Source organism: bacterium Scap17, from assembly GCA_013376735.1.
In the GTDB taxonomy this organism is placed as follows: Bacteria; Pseudomonadota; Gammaproteobacteria; order Pseudomonadales; family Halomonadaceae; genus Cobetia.
The window spans coordinates 319,583-342,466 of the sequence record VINJ01000001.1 but is presented as its reverse complement, the minus strand read 5'-3'; the positions used below and the strand labels follow the sequence as shown (position 1 = coordinate 342,466).

General features: G+C 63.7%; 17 protein-coding genes. 6 read left to right on the top strand and 11 right to left on the bottom strand.

Going from position 1 to position 22,884, the window contains the following annotated elements; genetic code table 11:
* Positions 1-101: 101 nt before the first annotated feature.
* Both bfr and FLM52_01550 read right to left on the bottom strand, forming a co-directional pair.
* Complete coding sequence (gene bfr, locus FLM52_01555) at positions 102-581, bottom strand: bacterioferritin (GenBank protein NVN54498.1); 480 nt, start codon at positions 579-581, stop codon at positions 102-104.
* A 398-nt stretch (positions 582-979) separates the two neighbouring features.
* Positions 980-1,183 (bottom strand): (2Fe-2S)-binding protein, encoded by a 204-nt coding sequence (locus FLM52_01550; GenBank protein ID NVN54497.1) that lies wholly within the window; start codon positions 1,181-1,183, stop codon positions 980-982.
* A 617-nt stretch (positions 1,184-1,800) separates the two neighbouring features.
* Between FLM52_01550 and FLM52_01545 the strand changes: the two genes are divergently transcribed.
* Positions 1,801-2,625 (top strand): hypothetical protein, encoded by an 825-nt coding sequence (locus FLM52_01545; GenBank protein NVN54496.1) that lies wholly within the window; start codon positions 1,801-1,803, stop codon positions 2,623-2,625.
* 146 nt (positions 2,626-2,771) lie between these two features.
* Here FLM52_01545 and FLM52_01540 read toward each other — a convergent pair whose 3' ends face one another.
* From FLM52_01540 to lptF, 3 genes are read right to left on the bottom strand one after another with little or no spacing between them, the layout of a single operon-like run.
* Positions 2,772-3,170: an RDD family protein gene (locus FLM52_01540; protein NVN54495.1), complete on the bottom strand. Its 399-nt coding sequence runs from the start codon at positions 3,168-3,170 to the stop codon at positions 2,772-2,774.
* Positions 3,171-3,228: 58 nt separating this feature from the next.
* Positions 3,229-4,311, bottom strand: coding sequence for an LPS export ABC transporter permease LptG (lptG, locus tag FLM52_01535; GenBank protein NVN54494.1), 1,083 nt, complete (start codon positions 4,309-4,311; stop codon positions 3,229-3,231).
* Entirely contained in the window at positions 4,311-5,405 is a 1,095-nt protein-coding gene (gene lptF, locus FLM52_01530) for an LPS export ABC transporter permease LptF (protein ID NVN54493.1), read from the bottom strand. Before lptF ends, lptG begins: the two co-directional genes overlap by 1 nt.
* Positions 5,406-5,817: 412 nt before the next feature.
* On the opposite strand from lptF, the gene FLM52_01525 reads away from it, so the two are divergent.
* From FLM52_01525 to FLM52_01515, 3 genes are all read left to right on the top strand, one after another.
* Positions 5,818-7,338 carry a leucyl aminopeptidase gene (locus FLM52_01525; protein ID NVN54492.1) on the top strand — a complete coding sequence of 507 codons (1,521 nt, stop codon included), beginning with the start codon at positions 5,818-5,820 and terminating at the stop codon, positions 7,336-7,338.
* 145 nt (positions 7,339-7,483) lie between these two features.
* The gene (locus FLM52_01520) at positions 7,484-8,578 is read left to right on the top strand and encodes a branched-chain amino acid aminotransferase (GenBank protein ID NVN54491.1); all 1,095 of its coding nucleotides are present in this window, start codon (positions 7,484-7,486) and stop codon (positions 8,576-8,578) included.
* A 262-nt stretch (positions 8,579-8,840) separates the two neighbouring features.
* Positions 8,841-9,311 (top strand): DNA polymerase III subunit chi, encoded by a 471-nt coding sequence (locus FLM52_01515; protein ID NVN54490.1) that lies wholly within the window; start codon positions 8,841-8,843, stop codon positions 9,309-9,311.
* A gap of 15 nt (positions 9,312-9,326) precedes the next feature.
* Here the strand turns inward: FLM52_01515 and FLM52_01510 are convergent, their stop codons facing one another.
* The gene (locus FLM52_01510; GenBank protein NVN54489.1) at positions 9,327-12,281 is read right to left on the bottom strand and encodes a hypothetical protein; all 2,955 of its coding nucleotides are present in this window, start codon (positions 12,279-12,281) and stop codon (positions 9,327-9,329) included.
* A gap of 263 nt (positions 12,282-12,544) precedes the next feature.
* Here FLM52_01510 and FLM52_01505 point away from each other — a divergent pair, with 263 nt between their 5' ends.
* Positions 12,545-15,388, top strand: a complete 2,844-nt coding sequence (locus FLM52_01505; GenBank protein NVN54488.1) for a valine--tRNA ligase — start codon at positions 12,545-12,547, stop codon at positions 15,386-15,388.
* Positions 15,389-15,499: 111 nt separating this feature from the next.
* Here the strand turns inward: FLM52_01505 and FLM52_01500 are convergent, their stop codons facing one another.
* Entirely contained in the window at positions 15,500-16,006 is a 507-nt protein-coding gene (locus FLM52_01500) for an META domain-containing protein (GenBank protein NVN54487.1), read from the bottom strand.
* Positions 16,007-16,415: 409 nt separating this feature from the next.
* Between FLM52_01500 and FLM52_01495 the strand changes: the two genes are divergently transcribed.
* A complete protein-coding gene (locus FLM52_01495) occupies positions 16,416-17,222 on the top strand; it encodes a phosphatase PAP2 family protein (protein ID NVN54486.1) in 807 nt (268 codons plus the stop codon).
* A 27-nt stretch (positions 17,223-17,249) separates the two neighbouring features.
* On the opposite strand, the gene FLM52_01490 is transcribed toward FLM52_01495, so the two are convergent.
* The 4 genes from FLM52_01490 to FLM52_01475 form a co-directional block, all read right to left on the bottom strand.
* Complete coding sequence (locus tag FLM52_01490) at positions 17,250-18,545, bottom strand: GGDEF domain-containing protein (GenBank protein NVN54485.1); 1,296 nt, start codon at positions 18,543-18,545, stop codon at positions 17,250-17,252.
* A gap of 213 nt (positions 18,546-18,758) precedes the next feature.
* Complete coding sequence (locus FLM52_01485) at positions 18,759-19,199, bottom strand: lactoylglutathione lyase (protein NVN54484.1); 441 nt, start codon at positions 19,197-19,199, stop codon at positions 18,759-18,761.
* Between the two features lie 172 nt (positions 19,200-19,371).
* Positions 19,372-21,759 (bottom strand): FdhF/YdeP family oxidoreductase, encoded by a 2,388-nt coding sequence (locus tag FLM52_01480; protein NVN54483.1) that lies wholly within the window; start codon positions 21,757-21,759, stop codon positions 19,372-19,374.
* 58 nt (positions 21,760-21,817) lie between these two features.
* A complete protein-coding gene (locus FLM52_01475) occupies positions 21,818-22,699 on the bottom strand; it encodes a sufurtransferase FdhD (protein NVN54482.1) in 882 nt (293 codons plus the stop codon).
* Positions 22,700-22,884 lie beyond the last annotated feature (185 nt).

The following is a 22,884-nucleotide window of genomic DNA, read 5'->3' as shown; positions in this document are numbered from 1 at the left end:
CTGCGCCACTGAAGATCTGCACAACCCAAACAAGACGCCCCCGCTGCCATCGGCAGCGGGGGCGTTTTCGTTTCGCCACGACTCAGCGCGCCGCCACGGGATCAGTCGATCTCGTGGTGGATCTGCTTCTGCAGGTAGAGCTCGATGCCGACCTTCTCGATCAGACCCAGCTCGGTCTCCAGATGATCGATATGCTCTTCCTCGTCGTCGAGGATCTTGCGGAACAGATCACGCGAGGTGTAATCGCGAATCTGTTCGGCGTAGGCGATCGCTTCCTTCAGATCGCCATGTGCCTGGTGCTCCAGCGCCAGATCGCACTCGAGCATTTCCTTGGTGTTCTCGCCGATGCGCAGCTTGCCGAGGTCCTGCAGGTTGGGCAGACCTTCCAGGAACAGGATGCGCTCGATCAGGGTATCGGCGTGACGCATCTCTTCGATGGACTCGTCGTATTCCCACTTGGCCAGGCGCTTGAGGCCCCAGTCCTTGTACATGCGTGCATGCAGGAAGTACTGATTGATGGCGACCAGTTCGTTGGCCAGTATGGTGTTGAGATGCTCGATGATCTTGGGATCGCCTTTCATGTCGCCATTCCTCTCTTGTCAGGGTTGCTGCTGCGTCAGGTTCTCTACTGCGCCTGATGACGGCATGCATCAGCCGCAGCGCGGGCACATCAGGCGCGCCCTCTCGGTCAGGTGCAGCAAGTATGGCGCAAAAACATGATTTTTTCGAGACATGGCAACAAGTTATCGACTTTTAGGCGCAAATGGGAAAGATTGGTATCCGCGTTGTCATGTGGCGGCCGATACCGGCTTGCCTAGCGCCCATGCGAAAACGCCCGCCATCCGGTCTTGAGACCAGATGGCGGGCGTCAGGGACGCGAGTCCTTGCCGGGACTCGACGAGAACGGATCACGCAGTAGTGGCCAGCGTGGTGACTGAGGTGTCAGTCGCCGGCAAGCGAGCCTCGGCTCAAGCCTGCGTCACACCGCGTAGGCGAGATCCTCTGTCGGCATCATTTCACGCGCGACCGCTTCGCGAGTGATGGTCTTGGCCATGCAGGCACATTTGCCGCACTGGGTCGCGCATCCGGTCTGCTCACGGACTTCGCGGAAGCTGCGCGCTCCCTGTTCCACGACTTCGCGGATCTTGTGGTCTGACACACCTTTGCACAGACAGACGTACATGGCTCACCTCGCTCACTTCAAGTGAGACAAATGTAAATGATTCGCAGAAACATGCGCAACACCTGACTGCAAAAAATTCTCATTCACAAGTTATATCAAATACTTAGCGAGGCGATTTCTGGCCGGTTTACGGTTGCGGAACACACGATGTCATAAGCAGGCCACATCAGCCTCACAAAGCGATTGCCGTGGGCAAAGTCAGCGCCGTATAAAGAATGATGGCTCGTGGCTGACAGAAAGGTAGGGTTGCGATTTCACACGAGGCCGCTAGTATGTATAACGTTTTTTTATGCAATTCGAAAAACAATCGCACCAAAACATAATGAGTCATCGCTAGTCGATCACTCAAGCGGGTCACTCGAACGCAGCCCAGCTCCTCGCTCACGGAAAGCGCCGCGTCACGAGGAAGGCAAATGACTGCCACGCCCCGCCAGGCAATCAGGAAAGAACATGAACAGGACACTGCAAGAGATTCCGTCGCTTCACCTCCTCATGGCCATGAGCCGCATCGGCATGCCGATGATGGGCGCCATGCTGAAGCCGTGACCGGCCTGAATCCGTCTGCTGTTGCCCTATCTGCCGATTTCCGAACGCCAATTCGCAAGGAGCCCGATGTCATGTCAGTACAACTCGCCACCGCCGATCATCACGCCACGTCCCACCTACCACTTGACCTGGACGCCGTCCGCGACGCCGGCAGCTGCTTCGGTGACCACCACCGCCTGCCGCTGACCCCGCTGCTGCGCAATCTCTATCGTGAAGCCCGCCGTGAAGGCCTGGTGGATGAGCATTGCAACGCGCGTGAGCTGATGAGCCATATCGCTCTGCCCCATGACCACGTGGTCACCCAGGAAATATCCGACCGTGTCTGGCGCTACAACGTCGGTTACTCCAACACCGGCGAGAGCGCGGAACAGGGCGACCTGAGCGCGGCGCTGGACTCTCTGAGCGAGCGCACCCTGGATGAGCCGCTGCCGGGTGCCCTGCAGCGCCTGACCGAATCCTGGCTGTACCTGCCGGGCGAGCTGGAAAGCCCGCGCCAGGCCAGCGCCGACGTGCTGTGGCTCGACAAGCAGGGCCGTGCTCGCTACCGCCTGGATCAGGCACGCCATTGGTTTGCCACCCTGCGCGACGAAGCCGTCGACATCGACGGCTGGTTGGCATGGCGCCTGACACACCTGCCGCTGACCAGCGCGCCGGTGCTCGATACCGTCAGCGCCTTCACGCGTCTGGCGCGCCTCGACCACGGTGGCCAGCGTCCGATCGGACAGCTGTCCTTCGTGCGCTACCGTGAAGGCGTACGCCTGGAGGGCATGGGCACCGCGGTGATCGACCTGCCGCGCGAGCTGCCCGAGACGACGACGCAGGAAGACAGCCTGGTGGTGTCACGCGCCAGCGTGGAGCGCATCATCACGCGACTGGATGGCCTGCTGGGCGTCTGATCACGCCCTGCACTCGCGGAAAACACAACGCCCCGCCAGTCGATGACTGGCGGGGCGTTTTCTTGTCTGGCTGAGCTCACGTCTGGCTGAGATAACTTCTGGATGAGCTCACTGCTTTCCTGCACGGCGCACGCGCCAGAGGCGCTTCACTCGCGCCGCGGCTTGGGCAGCACCACCACGCGAGTACCGGAGGCGATGTCCTGCCAGCTGCGCTGCTCAGGGTCCCACAGCTGCCAGACGTACCCCAGCCCGCAGGCGCCCAATGACAGCCCGGCAACCACGAAGCGTATCAGGCACTGCGGCAGCGTCGGGACATGGCCCTGCGGCGTCTCGATGCGCAGTCGCCAGGCCTGCATGCCCAGCGTCATGCCGCTACGGCTCCAGCAGCCGCCGAAGAAGGCGAACATCGCCACCAGCAACAGACTGCGGAACAGCGGCGACTGATTGGCCTCACCGCCATTGACGGCGACACCGATGAAGCCCAGCACGATCAACAACGCCATCACGAGGAAGGCGTCATAGACCACGCCGCCCAGACGCCGCATCAGGCCCGCAGGGCGCACTCCCTGCGGGTCGAGACGGCGGCGAGAGTGCGGGGCGCCCCTAGCCACTGCGTCGGATCAGCAGCAGGCCGATCACGTAACAGACCAGCATCGGCGCCAGTACCGCCCAGATGGGCGCGAAGCCGAACACCACCGAGGCCGGGGCGAGCAGGTCCTGCAGATACTTGAACAGCAGGCCGACCACGATGCCGTAGAAGACCCGTGTGCCCGCCGCCACCGTGCGCAATGGCCCGAACACGAAGGAGGCGGCCACCAGCACCAGAGCCGCCAGTGTCAGCGGCTGCAGAATCTTCTGCCAGAAGTAGAGCAGCGGCTGGTTGGCCGACAGCCCCTGTTCCTGCAGGTAGCGGGAGTAGCGCCACAGGTCGGAGGCTGACTGCTGCTTGGGGTCGCTGATGACCAGCTTGAGCAGGTCCGGCGTCAACTGGGTGTCCCACTCGCGGGTCTCCTGCTGAGCCACCGTGGTGGCGCTCGGCTCGCCATCCTGGGACTCGAAGGTGGTGGTCTGCACTGCCTCCAGCGTCCAGCCATCGTCCTGCCAGACGGCGCGCCTGGCGTAGAGCGCCTGGGTCAGATGGCGCTCGTCATCGAAGCGATAGCGGGTCACGTTGAGCACCACATCATCGCTGCGAATCGAGCCGAATCGGTAGTAGTCGTTGCCCTCGCGCTGCCAGCCGCCACCCTCGGCATAGACGGCGCCTGCGCCCTGCTGCTTCTCGGCGCGCCAGGCGTCGGCCTGCAGTTCGGTGACGGGGGCGACGTATTCACCTACCGCCATGGTGATGGCGATGACCAGCCCCAGCGGCTTCATCACGCCCCACAGAATGCGCGTCAGTGAACGACCGGCGGCGCGCATGATGGTCAGCTCATTGCTCGAGGCCATGCTGCCCAGCCCGATCAGGGCGCCCAGCAGTACGCCGACCGGCACGAATTCATAGAAGCGCGACGGCAGACGCATCAGCAGATAGAGGAGCACTTCGAAGGCGCCGTAGTCGCCTTTCACGTCCCCCAGATCATTGATGTAGGTGATCATCAGGTCGAGCCCGAGAATCAGTACCTGCACCACCAGCATGGCCACCAGCACATTGCGGGCGATGTAACGGTCGAGACGATCAAGCAGCATCAGCGGCCACCTCCGCGGTTGTCGCGCCAGCTCAGCCAGATGCCGAGCGCCAGATAGACGCCGTGAATGGGCCACAGGCCGATGACGGCCGGGTACTTCTCGGACGCGACGGCACTCTGCGCCGCGATCAACAGACTGAGATAGGTGATGTGCACGAAGATGGCCGGCAGCAGGCGCGCGAAACGCCCCTGACGCGGATTGACGCGAGCCAGCGGCAGGCCGATCAGCATCAGGATCGGCACCATCAACGGCAGCGAGATGCGCCACTGCAGCTGCGCAGTGGCCTCTGCCGAATCGGATGTCCAGAGCTGTGCCGTGCTGGCAAGCTCGATGTCATCCTTGAGGGCTGCGGCGTCCTGGCCCTCGGTGATGCGCACGCCATAGCGATCGAAGCCCAGTCGCTGGGCGATCGCCTTGCCCGGCTCCACCCCGTAGCGCGTGCCGTCGCTCAATACCAGATAGCGGCTGCCAGTCTCGGGGCTGACTTCCTGGAAGGCACGCTCGGCGCGCACCACCGATTGGCTCGGTTCGCTGTCGGGCGTGCTGGCGGCATTGCTGTCACCTGCCTCGGCGATGAAGACGTTTTCCAGCTCGCTGTTGTCATCGCTCATGCTCTCGGCATAGACGGTGCGATTGCCGATCTCCTGGAAGCGTCCCGCGCCGAGTATCGAGAAGTCGGTCTTCTGCTTCTGCTGCTCGAGCAACAGCTCATTCTTGAGCGCGCCGGCAGGCGTCAGATAGAGGCTGCAGGCCGCGACCAGCGCCGTGATCAACAGCGCCGGCAGCAGGGTGACACGCAGCAGGCGCTCCGGGCCGACGCCACAGGCGACCAGCACGGTGATCTCGCTGTTCATGTACAGCTGACCGAAGGCCAGCAACACGGCAAGGAAGAAGGACAGCGGCAGCAGCAGCTCGAAGAACCCCGGCAGGTGATAGAGCATCAGGCTGCCGAGAATCGACGCCGGGAAATCCCCCTCCGCCGCATCACTGAAATAGCGGATGAATCGGCTGCCCATGATGACAAGCATCAGCACCCCGGCCACGGCGGCCATGGTGGTGAGTATCTCGCGTGTCAGGTAGCGGAAGATGATCAAGTGGAACTCCTGTTTCCCGCTCGCAAGCGAGCGTGTTGACCAGATCGATGATAGCCGGTGGAGGAATGGTCGTGATCACATGAAGGCATCATCCCCCTCATGCATGGTGCGCAGCCTTTGCGTACACTGGCGGCACGGGTCTGAAGACTGGACGGGAGCGGCTCCCCCTCATGCAGCAGCATTATCCAGAAAGGATGCTGCCTTGTCGCGGCTCCAGGCATTGCACGTGGACAGCCTGACATGATGGACTGCCCTCACTCGTGCATGCCAGCTCAGCTTGTCATGAGAGGTCTGCGCCCCCATCCAGATCATGCCCCCGATGTCGCCGCGAGCCGGGCACGCCTGGCCTGACGACATCCTTCATCCTTGTATTGTTCATCTTCGTACCCTCACTCGCGCGCGTGGAGTTGCCATGGAATTTCCTGTAGTCACTGCCAATCCGGCCCAGCTTGAAACCGCCTGCATCGTGGTACCTGTCATCGAGGGCGACCTCACCGGTGCTGCGGCACGACTCGACGATGCCAGCGAGAAGCTGATTTCCCAGCTGATCGAGCGCGGCGACTTCAAGCCCGAGCTCGGCAATACCCTGCTGGTGCCCTTCGCTCCGGGCCTCGGCGCTCAGCGCCTGCTTCTGGCCGGTTTCGGCAGCGAGGAAAAGCTCGACGAAAGCCGTTACAAGCGTGGCCTCGATGCCGCCATGACTGCCCTGCTCAAGCTGCCCGTCGAAGACGCGGCCTTCGCTGGCCTCGAGCTGAATCTCGAGCTGCGTGAGGCTGACTGGATGGCGCGCATGATCGCCGAGAGCGCACTGCGTACTGCCTATCGCTTCACCGAGATGAAGAGCAAGCCGGGCGAGCCAGTCTCTCTGACCCGCCTGAGCGTGGTGAGTGCCGACAAGCAGCGTCAGGCCGAACTGGAAGCCGGCCTGCGTGTCGGTGCCGCCATCGGCATGGGCGTCAATGAAGCGCGCACGCTGGGCAACCTGCCGGGCAACATCTGCACGCCGCGCTACCTGGGCGAGCGTGCCGAGCAACTGGGCGCCGCCTCGGATGGCGCCCTGAAAGTGACCGTGCTCGGCGAGGAAGAGCTCGAGGAGCTGGGCGCCCTGTCCCTGCTGTCGGTCGGCCGCGGCAGTGAAGAGCCGAGCCGCCTGATCGTGATGGAATACCGCGGCGCGGAAGACGAGAATGAAGCCCCGCACGTGCTGGTCGGCAAGGGTATCACCTTCGATACCGGCGGTATCTCGCTCAAGCCGGGCGCCGGCATGGACGAGATGAAGTACGACATGGGCGGCGCGGCCAGCGTGTTCGGCACCATGCGCACCGTGCTGGAACTCAAGCCGAAGCTCAACGTGGTGGCCATCGTGGCCAGCGCCGAGAACATGCCGGACGGCCGCGCCACCAAGCCGGGCGACATCATCAAGACCCTGAAGGGTCTGACCGTCGAAGTCCTCAACACCGACGCCGAAGGCCGTCTGGTGCTGTGCGATGCGCTGACCTACGCCGAGCGCTTCGAGCCGGCCAGCGTCATCGACATCGCCACCCTGACCGGCGCCTGCGTCATCGCGCTGGGCAATCATGCCACCGGTCTGATCTCCAACGATGATGATCTGGCGCTCGACCTGCTCGACGCCGGCGAAGAAGCCTGGGACCGTGCCTGGCACATGCCGCTGTGGGACGAGTATCAGACGCAGCTGGATTCCAACTTCGCCGACATCGCCAACATCGGCGGTCGCGAAGCCGGCATGATCACCGCAGGTTGCTTCCTGTCCCGCTTCGCGGACACCTTCCCGTGGGCGCATCTGGACATCGCCGGCACCGCCTGGATGTCCGGCAAGCAGAAAGGCGCCAGCGGCCGCCCGGTGGGCCTGCTGACCCAATACCTGCTGGATCGCGAAGCGGAACTCAGCGCCCCGCTGGAAGAGACCGCCTGAGGCTTCGCATGCTCTCGATGGCGTGCTAGCGTTGAGACACGCGAGTCGGCTCGCCACCCGGCATCGCTGACCCGAGAGGTCCTATAAAAATGATTCGACCCCCGGCGTTCCACGCCGGGGGTCTCGCTGCTACGGAGACACCCACGTGACCAAAGGCTTCGACGTCCGCGCGTCCACGCAACCGGCGGATGCTGCCGTTCGCGACACCATTCTGGCCAATCCCGGCTTCGGCCGTCACTTCAGTGATCACATGGCCCATGTACGCTGGACCGCCGACGGCGGCTGGCACGGCCATGAAGTCCGCCCCTACGGCCCGCTGAGCCTCGACCCGGCCGCCTCGGTACTGCACTACGCCCAGGAAATCTTCGAAGGCATCAAGGCCTACCGTCATGAAGACGGCTCGGTGTGGACCTTCCGCCCCGAGAAGAACGCCGCACGTTTCCGCAACTCCGCCCGCCGTCTGGCACTGCCGGAGCTGTCCGACGAGGGCTTCGTCGGCTCACTCAAGGCCCTGCTCGCGCAGGACAGCGCCTGGGTACCGACTCCGGCCAGCGTCAGTGACGAATGCAGCCTCTATCTGCGTCCGTTCATGATCGCCAGCGAAGCCTTCCTCGGCGTGCGTCCGTCGCGTGAGGTCGATTACTACGTGATCGCCTCACCGGTGGCGGCCTACTTCAAGGGCGGCATCAAGCCGGTCTCCATCTGGCTGTCCTCGCACTACAACCGTGCGGCCGCCGGCGGTACCGGTTTCGCCAAGTGCGGCGGCAACTACGCGGGTTCACTGGCCGCGCAGAGCGAAGCCTCCGCCAATGGCTGTGACCAGGTCGTGTTCCTGGACGCCGCCGAGAACAAGTGGGTCGAGGAACTGGGCGGCATGAACCTGTTCTTCGTCTTCAAGGACGGCCGTCTGGTCACGCCGCGCCTGACCGGCACCATTCTGGAAGGTGTCACCCGTGACTCCATCCTGACCATGGCGACCGATCTGGGTCTGACGCCGGAAGAGCGCCCGATCAGCATCGACGAGTGGCGTGAAGGTATCGCCTCCGGCGAGATCACCGAGGTGTTCGCCTGTGGCACCGCGGCGGTCATCACCCCGGTGGGCGAGCTGGTCAGCGAAGACGGTCGCCTCGACCTGACCGCCAATGCCGGCGATGTCGCCATGCGTCTGCGCAGCCAGCTGCTGGACCTGCAATACGGTCGCGCCGAAGACACGCGTGGCTGGATGACGCGTCTGGCATAAGTGCACTGACATGAGTTTTTACATAAGTGCTTGGACATAAGCGCTCTGACACAAGTGCTCTGAAACACGCCCTCGAGCCTGCCCATGTGGCTTGAAGGATAACCGAAACTCCAAGGCCCGCCTCGCATAGAGGCGGGCCTTGGAGTTTCTGGGGCGCGGATATCTGACTGCGGAAAGATGTCACGGGAGGCAGGCTGCATCGAAGCCACGCGGCGAGTGCGGTATCCTGAGCGCTCGAGAATTCCTTGCCCGAGCGGTGCCCATGACCCAGATCGACTTCTACATCCTGCCCGACACCACGCTGGAAGCCCGGCTGGAATTCGCCTGCCGGCTGGCCGAGACCATCCACGCCAAGGGCTTTCGCCTGCATGTGCATGTCGAGGACGAGGCGATGGCACGTCAGTTCGATGAACATCTGTGGCAATTCCGCCCGGAAAGCTTCGTGCCCCATGCGCTGGATATCGATCTCGACATGGCCGCCCGCGAGGCCGAACACGCCGATGACGTGCCGCGCCCGCCGGTCACCATCGGCTGGCAGGACGCCCCGGCGCCGGGTATCGAGGCGCTGCTCAACCTGCACCCCAAGATCCCCGAATGGTTCTCACGCTTCGAGCGCGTCGCCGAGATCATCAATCAGCATCAGGATGTGCTGGTAACCAAGCGCGAATGCTGGCGCACCTACAAGTCACGCGGTTATGCCGTGCGCTCACATCAGCTCAAGGGCGTCAGCTGAACGACACGCCATGCGTCAGCGGTCCGTATCGCAGGCACGCTGGAAGCTGACCATCAGATGTGTCATCCAGCGCTCGATATCGTCCATGTCGGGCGGACTTTCACCGCTGTCGAAGAAGGCCTCGGGCAGACCGCCTGCAGCCTCGCTGGCGTCACGCTCCCCGATTCGCACAGCCCACAACGGCAGCTCACGCGGCATACGCTGGATCTCGGCGAACAGCGCCGCCACGTTCATGTCCGGCACATCGCCGAAGATGACCAGACACGGGCAGACATCTCGCACCAGGCGCAACGCCTGGGCCGCACTGCTGGCGATGATGATCTCCAGATTGGCGACGTGACTGCCGATCACCTCGAGGCGCAGACGGTCCTGCGCCCGCGTGCTGATCACCAGCCAGCGACAGGGTACCGGCAATCCCTTCTCCGCCGACCACGCCGCCTGGACGACGCGCTCATGGGCACTGACATCCGCCAGCGGCAACCAGACCCGGAAGCTGGCGCCCTCGCCCAGCTCGCCCCGTGCCGTGATGTCACCGCCCATGCGGCGGGCAAGCTCCCGCGACAGCGCCAGCCCGAGCCCGGTACCCTCGATCCCTGAGTCTTCACGCCCCAGACGCGAGAACGGCTGAAACAGCTGGACCGCCTGCGCGGAATCAAAGCCAAAGCCGCCATCGGTGATTTCCACCCAGCCCATCTCCACCCCGCTGGCATTGCGCTCCTGGCCGATAGCCAGACGGATCCAGCCCCCCTCGCGGTTGTACTTGATGGCGTTGCCCATCAGGTTACCGAGAATCTGATCCAGGCGACGCTGGTCGGCATTCAGCCACAATGACTCGCCTTCCAGTGCCAGCGATAGCGTCAGATTGGCACTCTCCAGGCGCGGCTGATATTGCCCCGCCAGCCGTATCAGCTTCTGGCCCACCGAGAGGGGTTGGCAATCCAGCGGCAGATCACCAGCCTCCAGACTCGACATCTGCAGCACGTCCTCGATCAGCGCCGACAGCTGTGCCGCCGCATGACTGGCCTCATCCACGTAGCGGCGCTGCTCGCGGGTCAGGTCGGCTTCCTCACAGAGCAGGTCCGTGAAGCCCATGATGGCATTGAGCGGGGTGCGAATCTCGTGACTGAAACTCGAGAAGAAACGCGACTTGGACTGACTGGCCTCGGTGGCACTGTCGCGGGCCGCCTCCAGCAGCTTGAGCGACTGCTTGTGACGCTGGATGTCCAGCGCAAGCCCGGTCGCGCGCTGTGGCCGGCCCTCATGATCACGCCGGGTGATCTGGCCGCGAATCTGCACCCAGACCCAATGACCACGCGCATGCCGATAGCGCACGTCACGTGCCTCGGCCCAACTCTCACCGTGCATGACTCGCCAGCGCGCCTCGAGCAGACCGACGAGGTCTTCCGGGTGCGTCATGGCGTCAAGGTCCGCCAGGTGCATGCTGGCGCGGACCGGCAGCCCCAGCATCAGGAAGAAATTCTCGTGCAGGTAGAGATCGTCCTGTTCGAAGTCGTAGCGCCAGGTGGCATCGCCGGAGGCCGCCATCACCATCTCGACGTGCCGCGCCCCTTCGGCGCGCTCAAGCTCGATCTGATCGCGCCGCTGGGCCGCTTCGCGCAATGCCTCGCCGGCCTGGTCCAGCTCCTGCAGCTGGAAGCGCTCGCGGACTACGGGCTGGCCGCGACCGATGCGCAGTGCCATGTCGCTGAGGCGTGCCAGTGATTCGGACAGGGTGGCCGCCATGGTCTCGGCCCGCCAGCGCATCACCACCAGCAGGGCGAAGAAGAACAGAATCAGTCCCACCAGCATCACGTAGCCCAGCTGGTTGAAACGCTCATTCCAGATATCGATGCCGCTGTTGACCTGCTGCGCATCCACCACCGCCAGCAACCGCCAGTCGGTGCCCGGCACCGATTGCCAGCCGACCAGCCGCTCACCGGCGAGCAAGGAAACGCTGCGCACGCCCTGCGCCTCATCCGAGATACTCCGCAGCAGATGCGCCATGGCCGGGGAGTTCTCGACATCATGCGCCGTATCGAGGAAGCGATCGTGCAGCAGCGGCATCGGCACCACTTCGGGATCGGGCTGGGGGCCGAAATCCTGCTCGCCGACACGCGGCATGGCCATGACGACATCGCCACTCACCAGAATCAGATAGGCGCCCCAGGGCAGCTCGGCATTCTCGAGCCGCTCGACCAGAGAATCGAGGGTGACATCGATCCCGACCACGCCTTCGAGGAAGTCGCCGCGATGGACCGGCATCAGCGTCGAGACCAGCCACCCGCTGCCGACCGGGTCCTGGTAAGGCGGCGTGATGACGGCGCCACGACTCGGGTTGTTGCGGTCATCCGCCAGGTAGTAGAAGCCGTAGCTGGTGAGGTCGACGCCGGGCGTGAAGATGTTGCGGGTATCGGTCCACGGCAACATGCGGAAATAGCCATCGTAGCCGGAGAACCAGATCTGGCGCAGCTCGGGTTGCGTGGCGAGCATGTCCGACACCTGAGCGTCCATTGCCGAGAGGCGCACCACCTTGTCGTGGTCCTGCAGATAGCTGGGCACCAGCGAGGAGTAGTAGGAGCCGGCGCCACCATCATTCTCGGCGACGTACAGGGTGCCGTCGCCCGCGCTCATGTGGCGCTTCAGCTCCTGCTCGCGCTGGCGGGCCGTCACGGGGGTATCCATGTGACGCAGAGCACTGCGCGCCAGCTGGCGGACATCGCTGCGCCAGTCATCCGCCAGCAGGCTGATATGCTCTGCCTCGTAATGGGTCAGCTGCTCGAGCTGGGTATTCACCCGCTCACTGCGCGTGGAGTCCTGCTGCCCGGAGACCAGCCAGTGCAGCACCAGATAGCAGCCCAGCAGCGCCACCTCGAGCACCAGCAATGGCACCAGCGCATGACGCAGCAGTTCATGCCAGACCCAACGACGAGTCGGACGAGGGGCACCGTCCGTGGGGCGAGGCTTGGGCATTGCGGCTCCGCGAGCGTGAGAAAATGGGAAGTGTGCGAGGCGGCAAGCCTCGGCCTGATGAGATCGCAACAGGATACGGCATCAGTGCGTGGATGTTGCCTGCTTTATGAAAACTGCGTCTGCCGGACGCCACGAGAGCCTGCCCGCCAAGACCGAATGACGCCCGACATCAGCGGCGCTATAATCGAGCCCATTTTCTGCCTGCGCTGACCGCTCCTTGAGCCGGCGCGGGACGCCCCGCCCAACCGGATCAATGCAGACCCATGGACAAGACCTACCAACCGAACGCCATCGAGACGCGCTGGTACGAGCGCTGGGAATCCGACAACCGCTTTGCGCCATCAGGCCAGGGCGAGAGCTTCTCATTGGTCATCCCGCCGCCCAACGTTACCGGCTCCCTGCACATGGGCCACGCCTTCCAGGATTCCATCATGGACACCCTGGTCCGCTGGCGCCGCATGCAGGGTCGCAACACCCTGTGGCAGGTAGGCACCGACCACGCCGGTATCGCCACCCAGATGCTGGTCGAGCGCAAGGTCGCCGCCGAAGAAGGCAAGACCCGACATGATCTCGGCCGCGAAGCCTTCACCGACAAGATCTGGGAGTGGAAGGAAGAGTCCGGCGGCAACATCACCCGCCAGCTGCGTCGCATGGGCACCAGCATCGACTGGAGCCGCGAACGCTTCACCATGGATGACGGCTTCTACAAGGCGGTGCAAGAAGTCTTCGTGCGTCTGCACAAGGAAGACCTGATCTACCGTGGCAAGCGTCTGGTCAACTGGGACCCGACCCTGCACACCGCGATTTCCGATCTCGAGGTCGAGAACCGCGAGCAGCAAGGCAGCTTCTGGCACTTCCGCTACCCGCTGGCCGATGGCGTCAAGACCGCCGATGGCAAGGACTACGTCATCGTCGCCACCACACGCCCGGAAACCCTGCTGGGTGACACCGGCGTGGCCGTCAATCCCAAGGATGAGCGCTACGCGAGCCTGGTCGGCAAGTTCATCGAACTGCCGCTGGTCGGTCGCCGCATCCCCATCGTCGCCGATGAACACGCCGACATGGAAAAGGGCTCCGGTTGCGTCAAGATCACCCCGGCCCACGACTTCAATGACTACGAAGTCGGCAAGCGTCAGGGCCATCTGCTGATCAACGTGATGAGTCAGGATGCCACCATCCTGGAGCGCGCCGAGATCTATGACCTCCAGGGCCGTCCGCAGCCCCAGGAAGACGCCAGCCTGCCAGCCGCCTACGCCGGTCTGGATCGCTTCGTCGCGCGCGAGAAGCTGGTCGCCGACATGGACGCGCTGGGCCTGCTGGAGCAGGTCGAGGTTGTCAACAACACCCTGCCGCACGGTGACCGCTCCGGCGATGTCATCGAGCCGCTGCTGACGGACCAGTGGTTCGTGGCCGTCGAGGAGCTGGCACGCCCGGCCATCGAAGCGGTCGAGAACGGCGACATCGAGTTCGTGCCCAAGAACTACGAGAACATGTACTTCGCGTGGATGCGTGACCTGCAGGACTGGTGCATCTCGCGCCAGCTGTGGTGGGGCCACCGCATTCCGGCCTGGTATGACAACGACGGCAACGTCTATGTCGGCCGCAATGAAGAGGAAGTCCGCGCCGAGAACCACCTGGGTGCCGACGTCGAACTGCGTCAGGACGAAGACGTTCTCGACACCTGGTTCAGCTCCGCGCTGTGGACCTTCGGCACCCTCGGCTGGCCGGCGGACACGGAAGAGCTCAAGACCTTCCACTCCACCGACGTGCTGGTCACCGGCTTCGACATCATCTTCTTCTGGGTGGCGCGGATGATCATGTTCACCCTGAAGTTCAAGGGTGAAGTGCCGTTCCGCAAGGTCTACGTGCATGGTCTGGTGCGCGACAGCCTCGGTCAGAAGATGTCCAAGTCCAAGGGCAACGTGCTCGACCCCATCGACCTGATCGACGGCATCGGCATCGAGGAGCTGGTCGAGAAGCGTACCGGCAACATGATGCAGCCCAAGAAGGCCAAGGCGATCGCCAAGGCCACCCGCAACGAATTCCCGGAAGGCATCGAGCCTCACGGCACCGATGCGCTGCGCTACACTCTGCTGTCACTCGCCTCCACCGGGCGTGACGTGAAGTTCGACATGGGCCGTCTCGATGGCTATCGCAACTTCTGCAACAAGCTGTGGAATGCGGCGCGCTACGTGCTGATGAATGCCGAGGACCAGGATTGCGGCGTCAACGGCGAAGCCGTCGAGCTGTCGCTCGCCGATCGCTGGATCATCGCGCGCCTGCAGCAGACCGAGCAGCAGGTCACCCGCGCGCTGGAAGAGTTCCGCTTCGACCACGCCTCCCAGGCGCTCTACGAGTTCATCTGGAACGAGTACTGCGACTGGTATCTGGAGCTGTCCAAGCCGGTGCTGTGGGACGACAACGCCAGCATCGAAGCCAAGCGCGGCACACGTCGCACCCTGGTGCGCGCTCTCGAGACCATCCTGCGCCTGATCCACCCGATGATGCCGTTCATCTCCGAGGAGATCTGGCAGCGTATCGCACCGCACGCCGGCAAGCCGGTGGAAGGCGAAAGCATCATGAGCCAGGCGTGGCCGCAGGCCGAAGCCGACCGGATCGATGAGCAGGCCATCCGCGATATCGAGTGGCTGAAAGGCATCATCATCGCCATCCGCAACGTGCGCGGCGAGCTCAACCTGTCACCGGCCAAGCCGCTGGAAGTCTTCCTGCAGAACGGCGCAGCTGGCGATACCGAGCGCCTGGAAGCCAACCGCCTGTTCCTCTCCAAGCTGGCACGTCTGGAAAGCATCACCTTCCTGGCGGCAGGCGACGAAGCCCCGATGTCCGCCATCCAGCGCGTCGGTGAGCTGGAAGTGCTGGTGCCGATGGCAGGCCTGATCGACAAGGAAGCCGAGCTCAAGCGCATCGACAAGGAGCACGAGAAGCAGCAGAAGGTCATCACCGGCCTCGAGAACAAGCTCGGCAACGAGAAGTTCGTCGGTCGTGCACCGGCCGATGTGGTCGAGAAGGAGCGCGCCAAGCTGGCCGATGCCCAGGCGGAACTTGCGCTGCTGGCAAGCCAGCGCGTCAAGATCGAAGCGCTGTAAGTCGCGCTCGCTCTGTACGCAAGCAAAAGCCCCCTGCACCGAACGGTGCAGGGGGCTTTCTCGTTTCTGGCAGTCCGCTAGCGGATCACCTCTACCAGCACATCGAACGCGTTACTCGGCGACGTCTTCCAACGGCAGGAAGGTGGCCAGCAGATAGCCGGTGTCATCCATCACGCGCAGCCGAGCAGTCTCGCCACTGCCGACGACCTGATAGCTGGCCACCTCTTCCAGCATGCGGTTGAAAGCATTGGACTGCTCGGGATTGGGACACATCTTCATGGTCGAGGCCAGCGGACCGATATCCAGCGTCTGACGAGACTCATCCAGCACCACCGGCCCCATCAGGCGGTTGCAACCATTGCTGCCCACCAGGCGCAGGCGGTCATCCTCCTCTTCTGCCAGCTGCTCGGGGGTCGGGGCCTGCAACAGGAAATTGGGGGCCTCTTCGCTGGCATCCGTGGCAGAGAAACTCCATTGGGTGCCCACCAGGGCAGGAACAGCGGCACCCGAGGAGGCACTGCCCTGCGGAGGCTGCGTCATGGCCGCGCAGCCAGCCAGCAAGGAAATAGCGAACCCCACGGAGGTACAACGCGAGAGACGACGCACGGTAACGGACATGGATGACTCCTGTGGCGCCCGCCAGTGGCATTGCCGGCAACGGCAGTCACCCGGCAGGCGGAAAGAACGGTGAGTAAGGGACGGACATGACAGCAAGGGTAGCGATCATGCGCACGGCTGTCATGAACGACAAGCCCTCACGCCATACGTCTGAGTGGCACCTGTCAGGCTGCCGCCAGCTTGCCACCAGCGCGATGGACGCAACCATCTGTCCACCTCGCAAAATTTGAAAACAGTGTTTCCAAAGCGGAGCCTGCTCTAGAATTTCGACCAGATCGCCACTCAACGTCGCCTGTCTCGAGCCATCTGGCCACCAAGCCAGCGAGCTACCGGCCTGAGTGCGCCTGTCCCGACATGAGCCCTGCAGAGCTGACACGACATGACTCCCGCCGCCCCCGACAGTCCTTCCATGCACGCCGTTGATACTGCGTCTTCACAGCGAACCAGTGGTTCGCAGCAGGCCCCGTACGTGCAACCCTCGCCCCCGCCTCGCCCGCGCAGGGCGCCGACAGGATTCAACCCGCGACGACTGGTGCTCCTGAATGCGCTGGGAGTGGCGCTGCTGGCATGCTGGTGGATACCGGCGCTGGATTTTTGGCCCACCCTCGACAGCGATGTCTTCTGGGACTTCAACCAGTTCATCACACCGCTCAATCCACGCTGGGACACGCTGCTCGGCATTCTGAACACGCGCGCCTTCGACGCCGTGGCCTTCGCCATGATGGGAGTATTGTTCTGCTGGGCGATGCTCAATGATCAACAGCCTGCCCGCTACCGCCGCTGGACCAGCATCGGCATCACCATGCTGCTGACGGCGGGCCTGCTCTCGCTGTTCGTGCTGCGCGCCATCAGCTATGGCCATGCCAGCCCGACGCGCGTCTTCAGCCACGCACAACATCTCTCCGAGCTGGTGTCCTTCAAGACCAAGGATTCGGCGTCGAACAGCTTCCCGGGGGATCACGGCCTGATGCTGATGGTATTCGCGAGTTTCATGCTGGCCTTCGCACCGCGCCGCATCGCGCTGTTCAGTCTGGCGTTCGTGGTACTGCTGAGCGCTCCGCGGATCATGGTCGGCGCTCACTGGTTCAGCGATGTCTATCTGGGCTCGCTCAGCATTGCACTGATCGCGTTGCCCTGGATGCTGTGCACACCACTGGCGGCCACCGTTGCCCGTGGCATGGAAAACGCGCTGACCCGATTGAAGCAGCGCTCCTGAAGCAGCATTCGTGAACCTGCACTCAGGTCAGCCGACGAGGGGTGTCCGCAAGAAAGGGTCGGAGCCCTTGTGGTGTCGCTTTTCCTGGCGGTCATCCTCCTTGTCGCGAGTGCCCTCCTCCATGGCCTCTGCCTTGCCAAGTCCGCCGCCGTCATTGCCGGGAGGTGGAGGGCTGACATCGGCCGTGGCAAAGCCTGTCATCTCATGTTCCCCACCGGCCACCACCTGATCACGCCCATTGTGCTTGGCGTGATACAGCCGCCTGTCGGCCAGCTGCATCAGCTCATCCAGCGAATCGACCTCATGACTGATGGCAACGCCGATGGAAACCGTGATCGGTACCGGCGTGCCAGCGAAGACCGGAGGAGACTTGGCCAGCAGGGAGCGCATGCGTCCCGCCACGGAGATGGCCTCGCTACGCCCGATGCGCGGCAGCAACACCAGGAACTCCTCCCCCCCGACGCGTCCGGCGCGATCGCCCTGACGCAATGTGGCCGTCAGCAGACGGCCTAGATGGCGCAGCACTTCATCACCGACGGCATGACCATGCAGGTCATTGACGCGCTTGAAGTTGTCGGCATCCAGCATCAAGACCGCACAGGGCACTCCGTCACCCCACCAGTCCTCGGCGTGGCGGAATATCTGGCGGCGATTGAGCAATTCGGTCAACTCATCACGACTGGCATCCTTCAGATACTGGCGCTCGAAGTGTTCGGTAAGCGCCAGCATGCGCCACAGGAAGGTGACCATCATCAGGAAGACCGCGAACAGGTTGGCAGACTGCAGCATCCAGGTCGGCAAGAGGTCTCCCTCATACAGGACTGGCGAGACCATCAATGCCGAGACAGCTGCCATGAACAGCATCAGTGTCGTCACCACACGAATGCGCGGCGCCAGCGGTGCCAGATGAATCCCGGCCATCACGATGAAGAAATAGTACTCATAGCCCGCCGAGAGCCCGAAGCAGAAAACCGAGAGCCAGGCCATCAGCGTCAAGGCGCTCATCATCAGGGCCAGGCCCAGCGTCAGCTGATGCGCCCGATGCATCATCACGCCCAGCACGGACACGAGCGCCATGATGCCGCTGACGAATGCCAGCCGCGGCTCGTTGAAGAGAGTGAAGAAGGGAACCCACATCACGAAGAGGCCCATCAGCATCAGATAGACCCAAAGATAGGCATGGTAGAAACGACGATGCTCCACGGCGAGCAATCGTGGTTCATGTCGTAGCCAGGCACTTATGACTCTCGGCATCAGGCAGTCCTTGCCAGCTAGGCAGTGTCCGCGTGACAGTCCCTCACGCGAGGGCAGAAGGTGCAACATCGCGGCAGGCGGGCAGCAAGAAATAAGGAAGAAGGTATACCTGCCTGCCGCGGTGACACTCCGCTAAGACCGAGCACGATATGTCACGCATCATGCTACGGGGCTTATGAGCTTCATTACATCATAAGCCCTGCTGGGCGATGCACCAGTCGTAATTCGGCTATTGCGTTGCCTGGATGCGACGCTTACGCGCACGTCAGTATGCGACCTTGCTTACCAGCTGCCAGTATTGCTCATGGAGGCCCAGGGTTCCTGCGGCTCAAGGGCGTCACCGGCCTGCAGCAGCTCCAGCGAAATCCCATCCGGGCTTTTCACGAACGCCATGTGGCCGTCACGCGGCGGGCGGTTGATGGTCACGCCGTTGTCCATCAGATGCTGACAGGTAGCGTAGATATCCTCGACGCGATAGGCCAGATGGCCGAAGTTGCGCCCACCCTCATATTCCTCCGGGTCCCAGTTATGGGTCAGCTCCAGCATCGGCGCCTTCATCTCACGGGCGCGTTCGGCATCCTGCGGGGCTGCCAGGAAGATCAGCGTGAAGCGACCCTTCTCGGAATCCTTGCGCGAGATCTCGACCATGCCGAGCAGGTCACGGAAGAAATGCAGTGAAGCGTCGACATCACGGATACGCAGCATGGTGTGCAGATATTGCATGGATCACTCTCTTGAACGGTGGCTGAGGCAGCACTGAGGATGGAAAAGGCGTGGCCGAGCGTAGCTGGCTCGGCGCACGGGATATTCTAGACACGCGACTGCCGCGCGACGAGTCTCCTCGCGGCACGGCAGTGTGGCGATGCATGCACCCTGCGGCTGGCGTCTCGCGCCATCAGGCGATGCGTGAACTGCGCTCCAGGCGTACGGGCACCGCCTTGGAGGATGGCGTGCCGGTATCAGCGCCGTGACTTTCCAACGCGACCAGCACGTTGGTTTCCGGATAGTAGGCCCCGATGCAACCGGCCGGGATGTCGTACTCGACCAGACGGAACTGCGGCGCACGCCGTTCGCTGCCGTCCGGACGCGGCTCGCCGAGCATGTCGACCCAATCACCGTCGGCCAGCCCCAGCCGCGCCAGGTCTTCACCATTGATGAAGATCACCCGCCGCTGACCCGACACGCCACGATAGCGGTCGTTGTAGCCGTAGACGGTGGTGTTGTACTGATCGTGACTGCGCATGGTCTGCAGCGTCAGCCAGCCGTCACGCCGCGCCAGCTGTTGGTGCATCACCGACTCCGGCAGCGGCATGTGCGAGAACTCGGCCAGGCCGCTGGAGGTCTGGAAGGCAAGCTCGCGTACCGGATTGGTGAGGTAGAAGCCGCGCTTGTGTGCCAGCCGTGCATTGAAGTCCGCGAAGCCGGGAATGACCGCCGCGACCTCGTCACGGATCAGATCATAGTTCTCGCTCAAGGCCTGCCAATCGACCGGATCACTGACACCTCGCGCCGGCAGCACGCGCGCCAGGGTGGCACCCGCGATCGCCGCGATGATGCCGGGCTCGGAGCGCAATTCAGGGCTGGCCGGCGCCTTGATACCGGCGCTGGAATGCACCATCGACATCGAGTCCTCGACGCTGATGTGCTGGGAAGCCACCTGTGAGGAGCGATCGATCTCGCTGCGACCGAGACACGGCAGAATCAGCGCATCGGTCTGCTTGCCCATCACCAGATGACTGCGGTTGAGCTTGGTGCTGATCTGGACGTTGAGCTCGAGGTTGCGCATCGCGGCCTCGGTTCGCTCGCTGTCCGGCGTGGCACGCGTGAAGTTGCCGCCCAGCGCGATGAAGGTCTTCGCCTTGCCCTGCTCCAGCGCCGCCAGGCTCTCCACGGTGTTGTAGCCCGGCGTACGCGGCATGCTGACGCCGTAGCGCGCTTCCAGCGCATCGATCAGCCAAGTGGGCGCCTTCTCGTCGATGCCCATGGTGCGATCGCCCTGGACGTTGGAATGGCCACGCACCGGACAGGCCCCGGCACCGGGGCGACCGAAGTGCCCCCCGAGTAACAGCAGGTTGACGATCTCACGCACACTCTGGACGGCATGCAGATGCTGGGTGATGCCCATTGCCCAGGTGCAGATGACGTTGTCGGCACCCGCGAAGATGGCGGCCGCCTCCTCGAGCTGAGCGCGCGTCAGGCCGGACTGGTCCTCGAGGGTTGCCCACTCGGTCGCCTCGACCAGGGCCTGCCAGGCCTCGACGCCATGGGTATGCGCCTCGATGAAGCTGGCGGCGCGCGTGAATTCGCCCCGCGCCTCCATCGCGAACAGCGCCTTGGCCATGCCACGCACCGCCGCCATGTCGCCGCCCATGCGCGGCTGGTAATAGCGATGGCTGATGGGCTGGCTGGAGAGGGTCATCATCTCCAGCGGCGACTGCGGGTCGGCAAAGCGCTCCAGCCCCCGCTCACGCAGCGGGTTGAAGCTGACGATGCGCGCGCCACGCCGTGAGGCACGCCGCAGATCGCCCAGCATGCGCGGGTGATTGGTGCCGGGGTTCTGACCGAACACGAAGATGGCATCGGCATGCTCGAAGTCCTCCAGCAGCACCGTGCCCTTGCCGACGCCGAGGCTCGTCTTCATGCCGACACCGCTGGCCTCGTGGCACATGTTGGAGCAGTCGGGGAAGTTGTTGGTGCCGAACAGACGCACGAACAGCTGATAGAGATAGGCCGCCTCGTTGCTGGCACGCCCCGAGGTGTAGAACAGCGCCTCATCCGGCGACGTCAGCGCGCTGAGGTGCTCGGCGACAAGCGCGAAGGCCGCGTCCCAGCTGATCGGCATATAGCGATCGCTGGCCGCGTCGTAGCGCATCGGTTCGGTCAGGCGGCCCTGATCCTCGAGCATGAAGTCGTCCCAGCCCAGCAGCTCCGTGACGGTGTGCTGAGCGAAGAAGCGCGGTGTGACACGCTTGGCGGTCACTTCCCAGGCCACCGCCTTGGCACCGTTCTCGCAGAATTCGAAGGAGGAGCCGTGTTCCGGGTCCCCCCAGGCACAACCCGGGCAGTCGAAGCCCTTGTCCTGATTGGCCTTGAGCAGGGAGCGCACGCTCTTCCACGGCGCCCTGGAGTGACTGACATGCTGACCGACGCTCTTGAGTGCGCCCCAGCCACCCGCCGGCCCGGAATAGGCGGCAATGCGCGGATGACGCGTCTGTTGCGCATCCTCGCGGGGCAGATTGGCAGACGCAGGCGTCTCGATCTCGGGGGCAGCAATGTCGGTCATGTCAGGATCCAGTGGCCAGGAGGAACAGGAGGAACAGGAGGAACAGGAGGAACAGGAGCTAGGATAAACGGGGGCGCTCAGCGTGACCGCTGAGCAGTTCGAGTCGACGCCCGCGGTGGGCACAGATCAGATTGAGGTCGCAGGCACGCGCGGTCTCGACGGCGAGTCGCGAGGGCACCGCCAGGGTGATCAGGGTCGGAATGCGCGCACGGATGGTCTTCTGCACCAGCTCCAGGCTGCAGCGGCTCGACACCAGCAACGCCTCGGGCCACACACCACTGTCGAGGCTCATGCCGATCACGCGGTCCAGCGCATTGTGGCGACCGATGTCGGCGCCCTGCGAGATCAGACCGCCTTCGCTGTCCAGCCCCAGCGCCAGATGCATGCCGCGGCGCGTGGCGCGCTCCAGGCGTTCCAGCCCGCGCATCAGCGCATCGGGCGCCAGCGCTGTCCGTGGCGGCAGACGCATGAGTCCCGCCATCAGCTCCGCTTCGTCCTGCACGCCACAGGCGCCGCAGCTCGAGACACTGCTCTCACGCCGCTGATGACGCTCGGCCTTGCGCACCAGCGAGTCACTGACCTCGAGACGCACCGCCAGCCCATGGCGCAGCCGCGAGAGATGGATCGCCGAGACCTCGTCAAGCCGCGTGATCCAGCCCGCGGTGAAGGCATGCCCCAGCGCCAGCGGCTCAAGGGCCTCTGGGCTGGCCAGCAAGGTGCCCATCGCAGTGTCATTGAGCGCCAGGCTCACCGGCAGCTCCGATGGGCCATCCAGCTCGCGCAGCGGCACCTCGCGGGCATCCGCATAGCCTGCAGCGCCTGGCGCTTGTTGATAGAGCGAATCTTTCATTACGGCTCTCCGTGGCGCAGATGCGTGGCGAGAACGGTGCGCGCAACCCTCACCCGACCTCTGCGCAATATGGGAATATCCTACCGCCATGCCAGGAGGGCGACCAATTGAGCCGAGCCGCCAATTGATAGACACCGACAATGAAGATGGCGTCCGGTCGATGCCGGGCAGGCGGGCCATCGCGGCGGGCGAGAAATTCGCGCGCGAGTCGCGTAAAATGCGTCGCCGCCCCTTGAGGGTGCGCCTGCTGTCGCGCTATCCGCCGGCCGCTCTCA

What these genes read in the sequence shown, in the direction of transcription:
- FLM52_01475 (NVN54482.1), bottom strand. Translation starts at nt 22,699, where the DNA reads ATGGCGGTAGGATATTCCCATATTGCGCAGAGGTCGGGTGAGGGTTGC.
- FLM52_01510 (NVN54489.1), bottom strand. Translation starts at nt 12,281, where the DNA reads ATGCCCAAGCCTCGCCCCACGGACGGTGCCCCTCGTCCGACTCGTCGT.
- FLM52_01505 (NVN54488.1), top strand. Translation starts at nt 12,545, where the DNA reads ATGGACAAGACCTACCAACCGAACGCCATCGAGACGCGCTGGTACGAG.
- FLM52_01495 (NVN54486.1), top strand. Translation starts at nt 16,416, where the DNA reads ATGCACGCCGTTGATACTGCGTCTTCACAGCGAACCAGTGGTTCGCAG.
- FLM52_01525 (NVN54492.1), top strand. Translation starts at nt 5,818, where the DNA reads ATGGAATTTCCTGTAGTCACTGCCAATCCGGCCCAGCTTGAAACCGCC.
- FLM52_01480 (NVN54483.1), bottom strand. Translation starts at nt 21,759, where the DNA reads ATGACCGACATTGCTGCCCCCGAGATCGAGACGCCTGCGTCTGCCAAT.
- bfr (NVN54498.1), bottom strand. Translation starts at nt 581, where the DNA reads ATGAAAGGCGATCCCAAGATCATCGAGCATCTCAACACCATACTGGCC.
- FLM52_01550 (NVN54497.1), bottom strand. Translation starts at nt 1,183, where the DNA reads ATGTACGTCTGTCTGTGCAAAGGTGTGTCAGACCACAAGATCCGCGAA.
- lptG (NVN54494.1), bottom strand. Translation starts at nt 4,311, where the DNA reads ATGCTGCTTGATCGTCTCGACCGTTACATCGCCCGCAATGTGCTGGTG.
- FLM52_01515 (NVN54490.1), top strand. Translation starts at nt 8,841, where the DNA reads ATGACCCAGATCGACTTCTACATCCTGCCCGACACCACGCTGGAAGCC.
- FLM52_01540 (NVN54495.1), bottom strand. Translation starts at nt 3,170, where the DNA reads ATGCGGCGTCTGGGCGGCGTGGTCTATGACGCCTTCCTCGTGATGGCG.
- FLM52_01485 (NVN54484.1), bottom strand. Translation starts at nt 19,199, where the DNA reads ATGCAATATCTGCACACCATGCTGCGTATCCGTGATGTCGACGCTTCA.
- FLM52_01545 (NVN54496.1), top strand. Translation starts at nt 1,801, where the DNA reads ATGTCAGTACAACTCGCCACCGCCGATCATCACGCCACGTCCCACCTA.
- FLM52_01490 (NVN54485.1), bottom strand. Translation starts at nt 18,545, where the DNA reads ATGTTGCACCTTCTGCCCTCGCGTGAGGGACTGTCACGCGGACACTGC.
- FLM52_01500 (NVN54487.1), bottom strand. Translation starts at nt 16,006, where the DNA reads ATGTCCGTTACCGTGCGTCGTCTCTCGCGTTGTACCTCCGTGGGGTTC.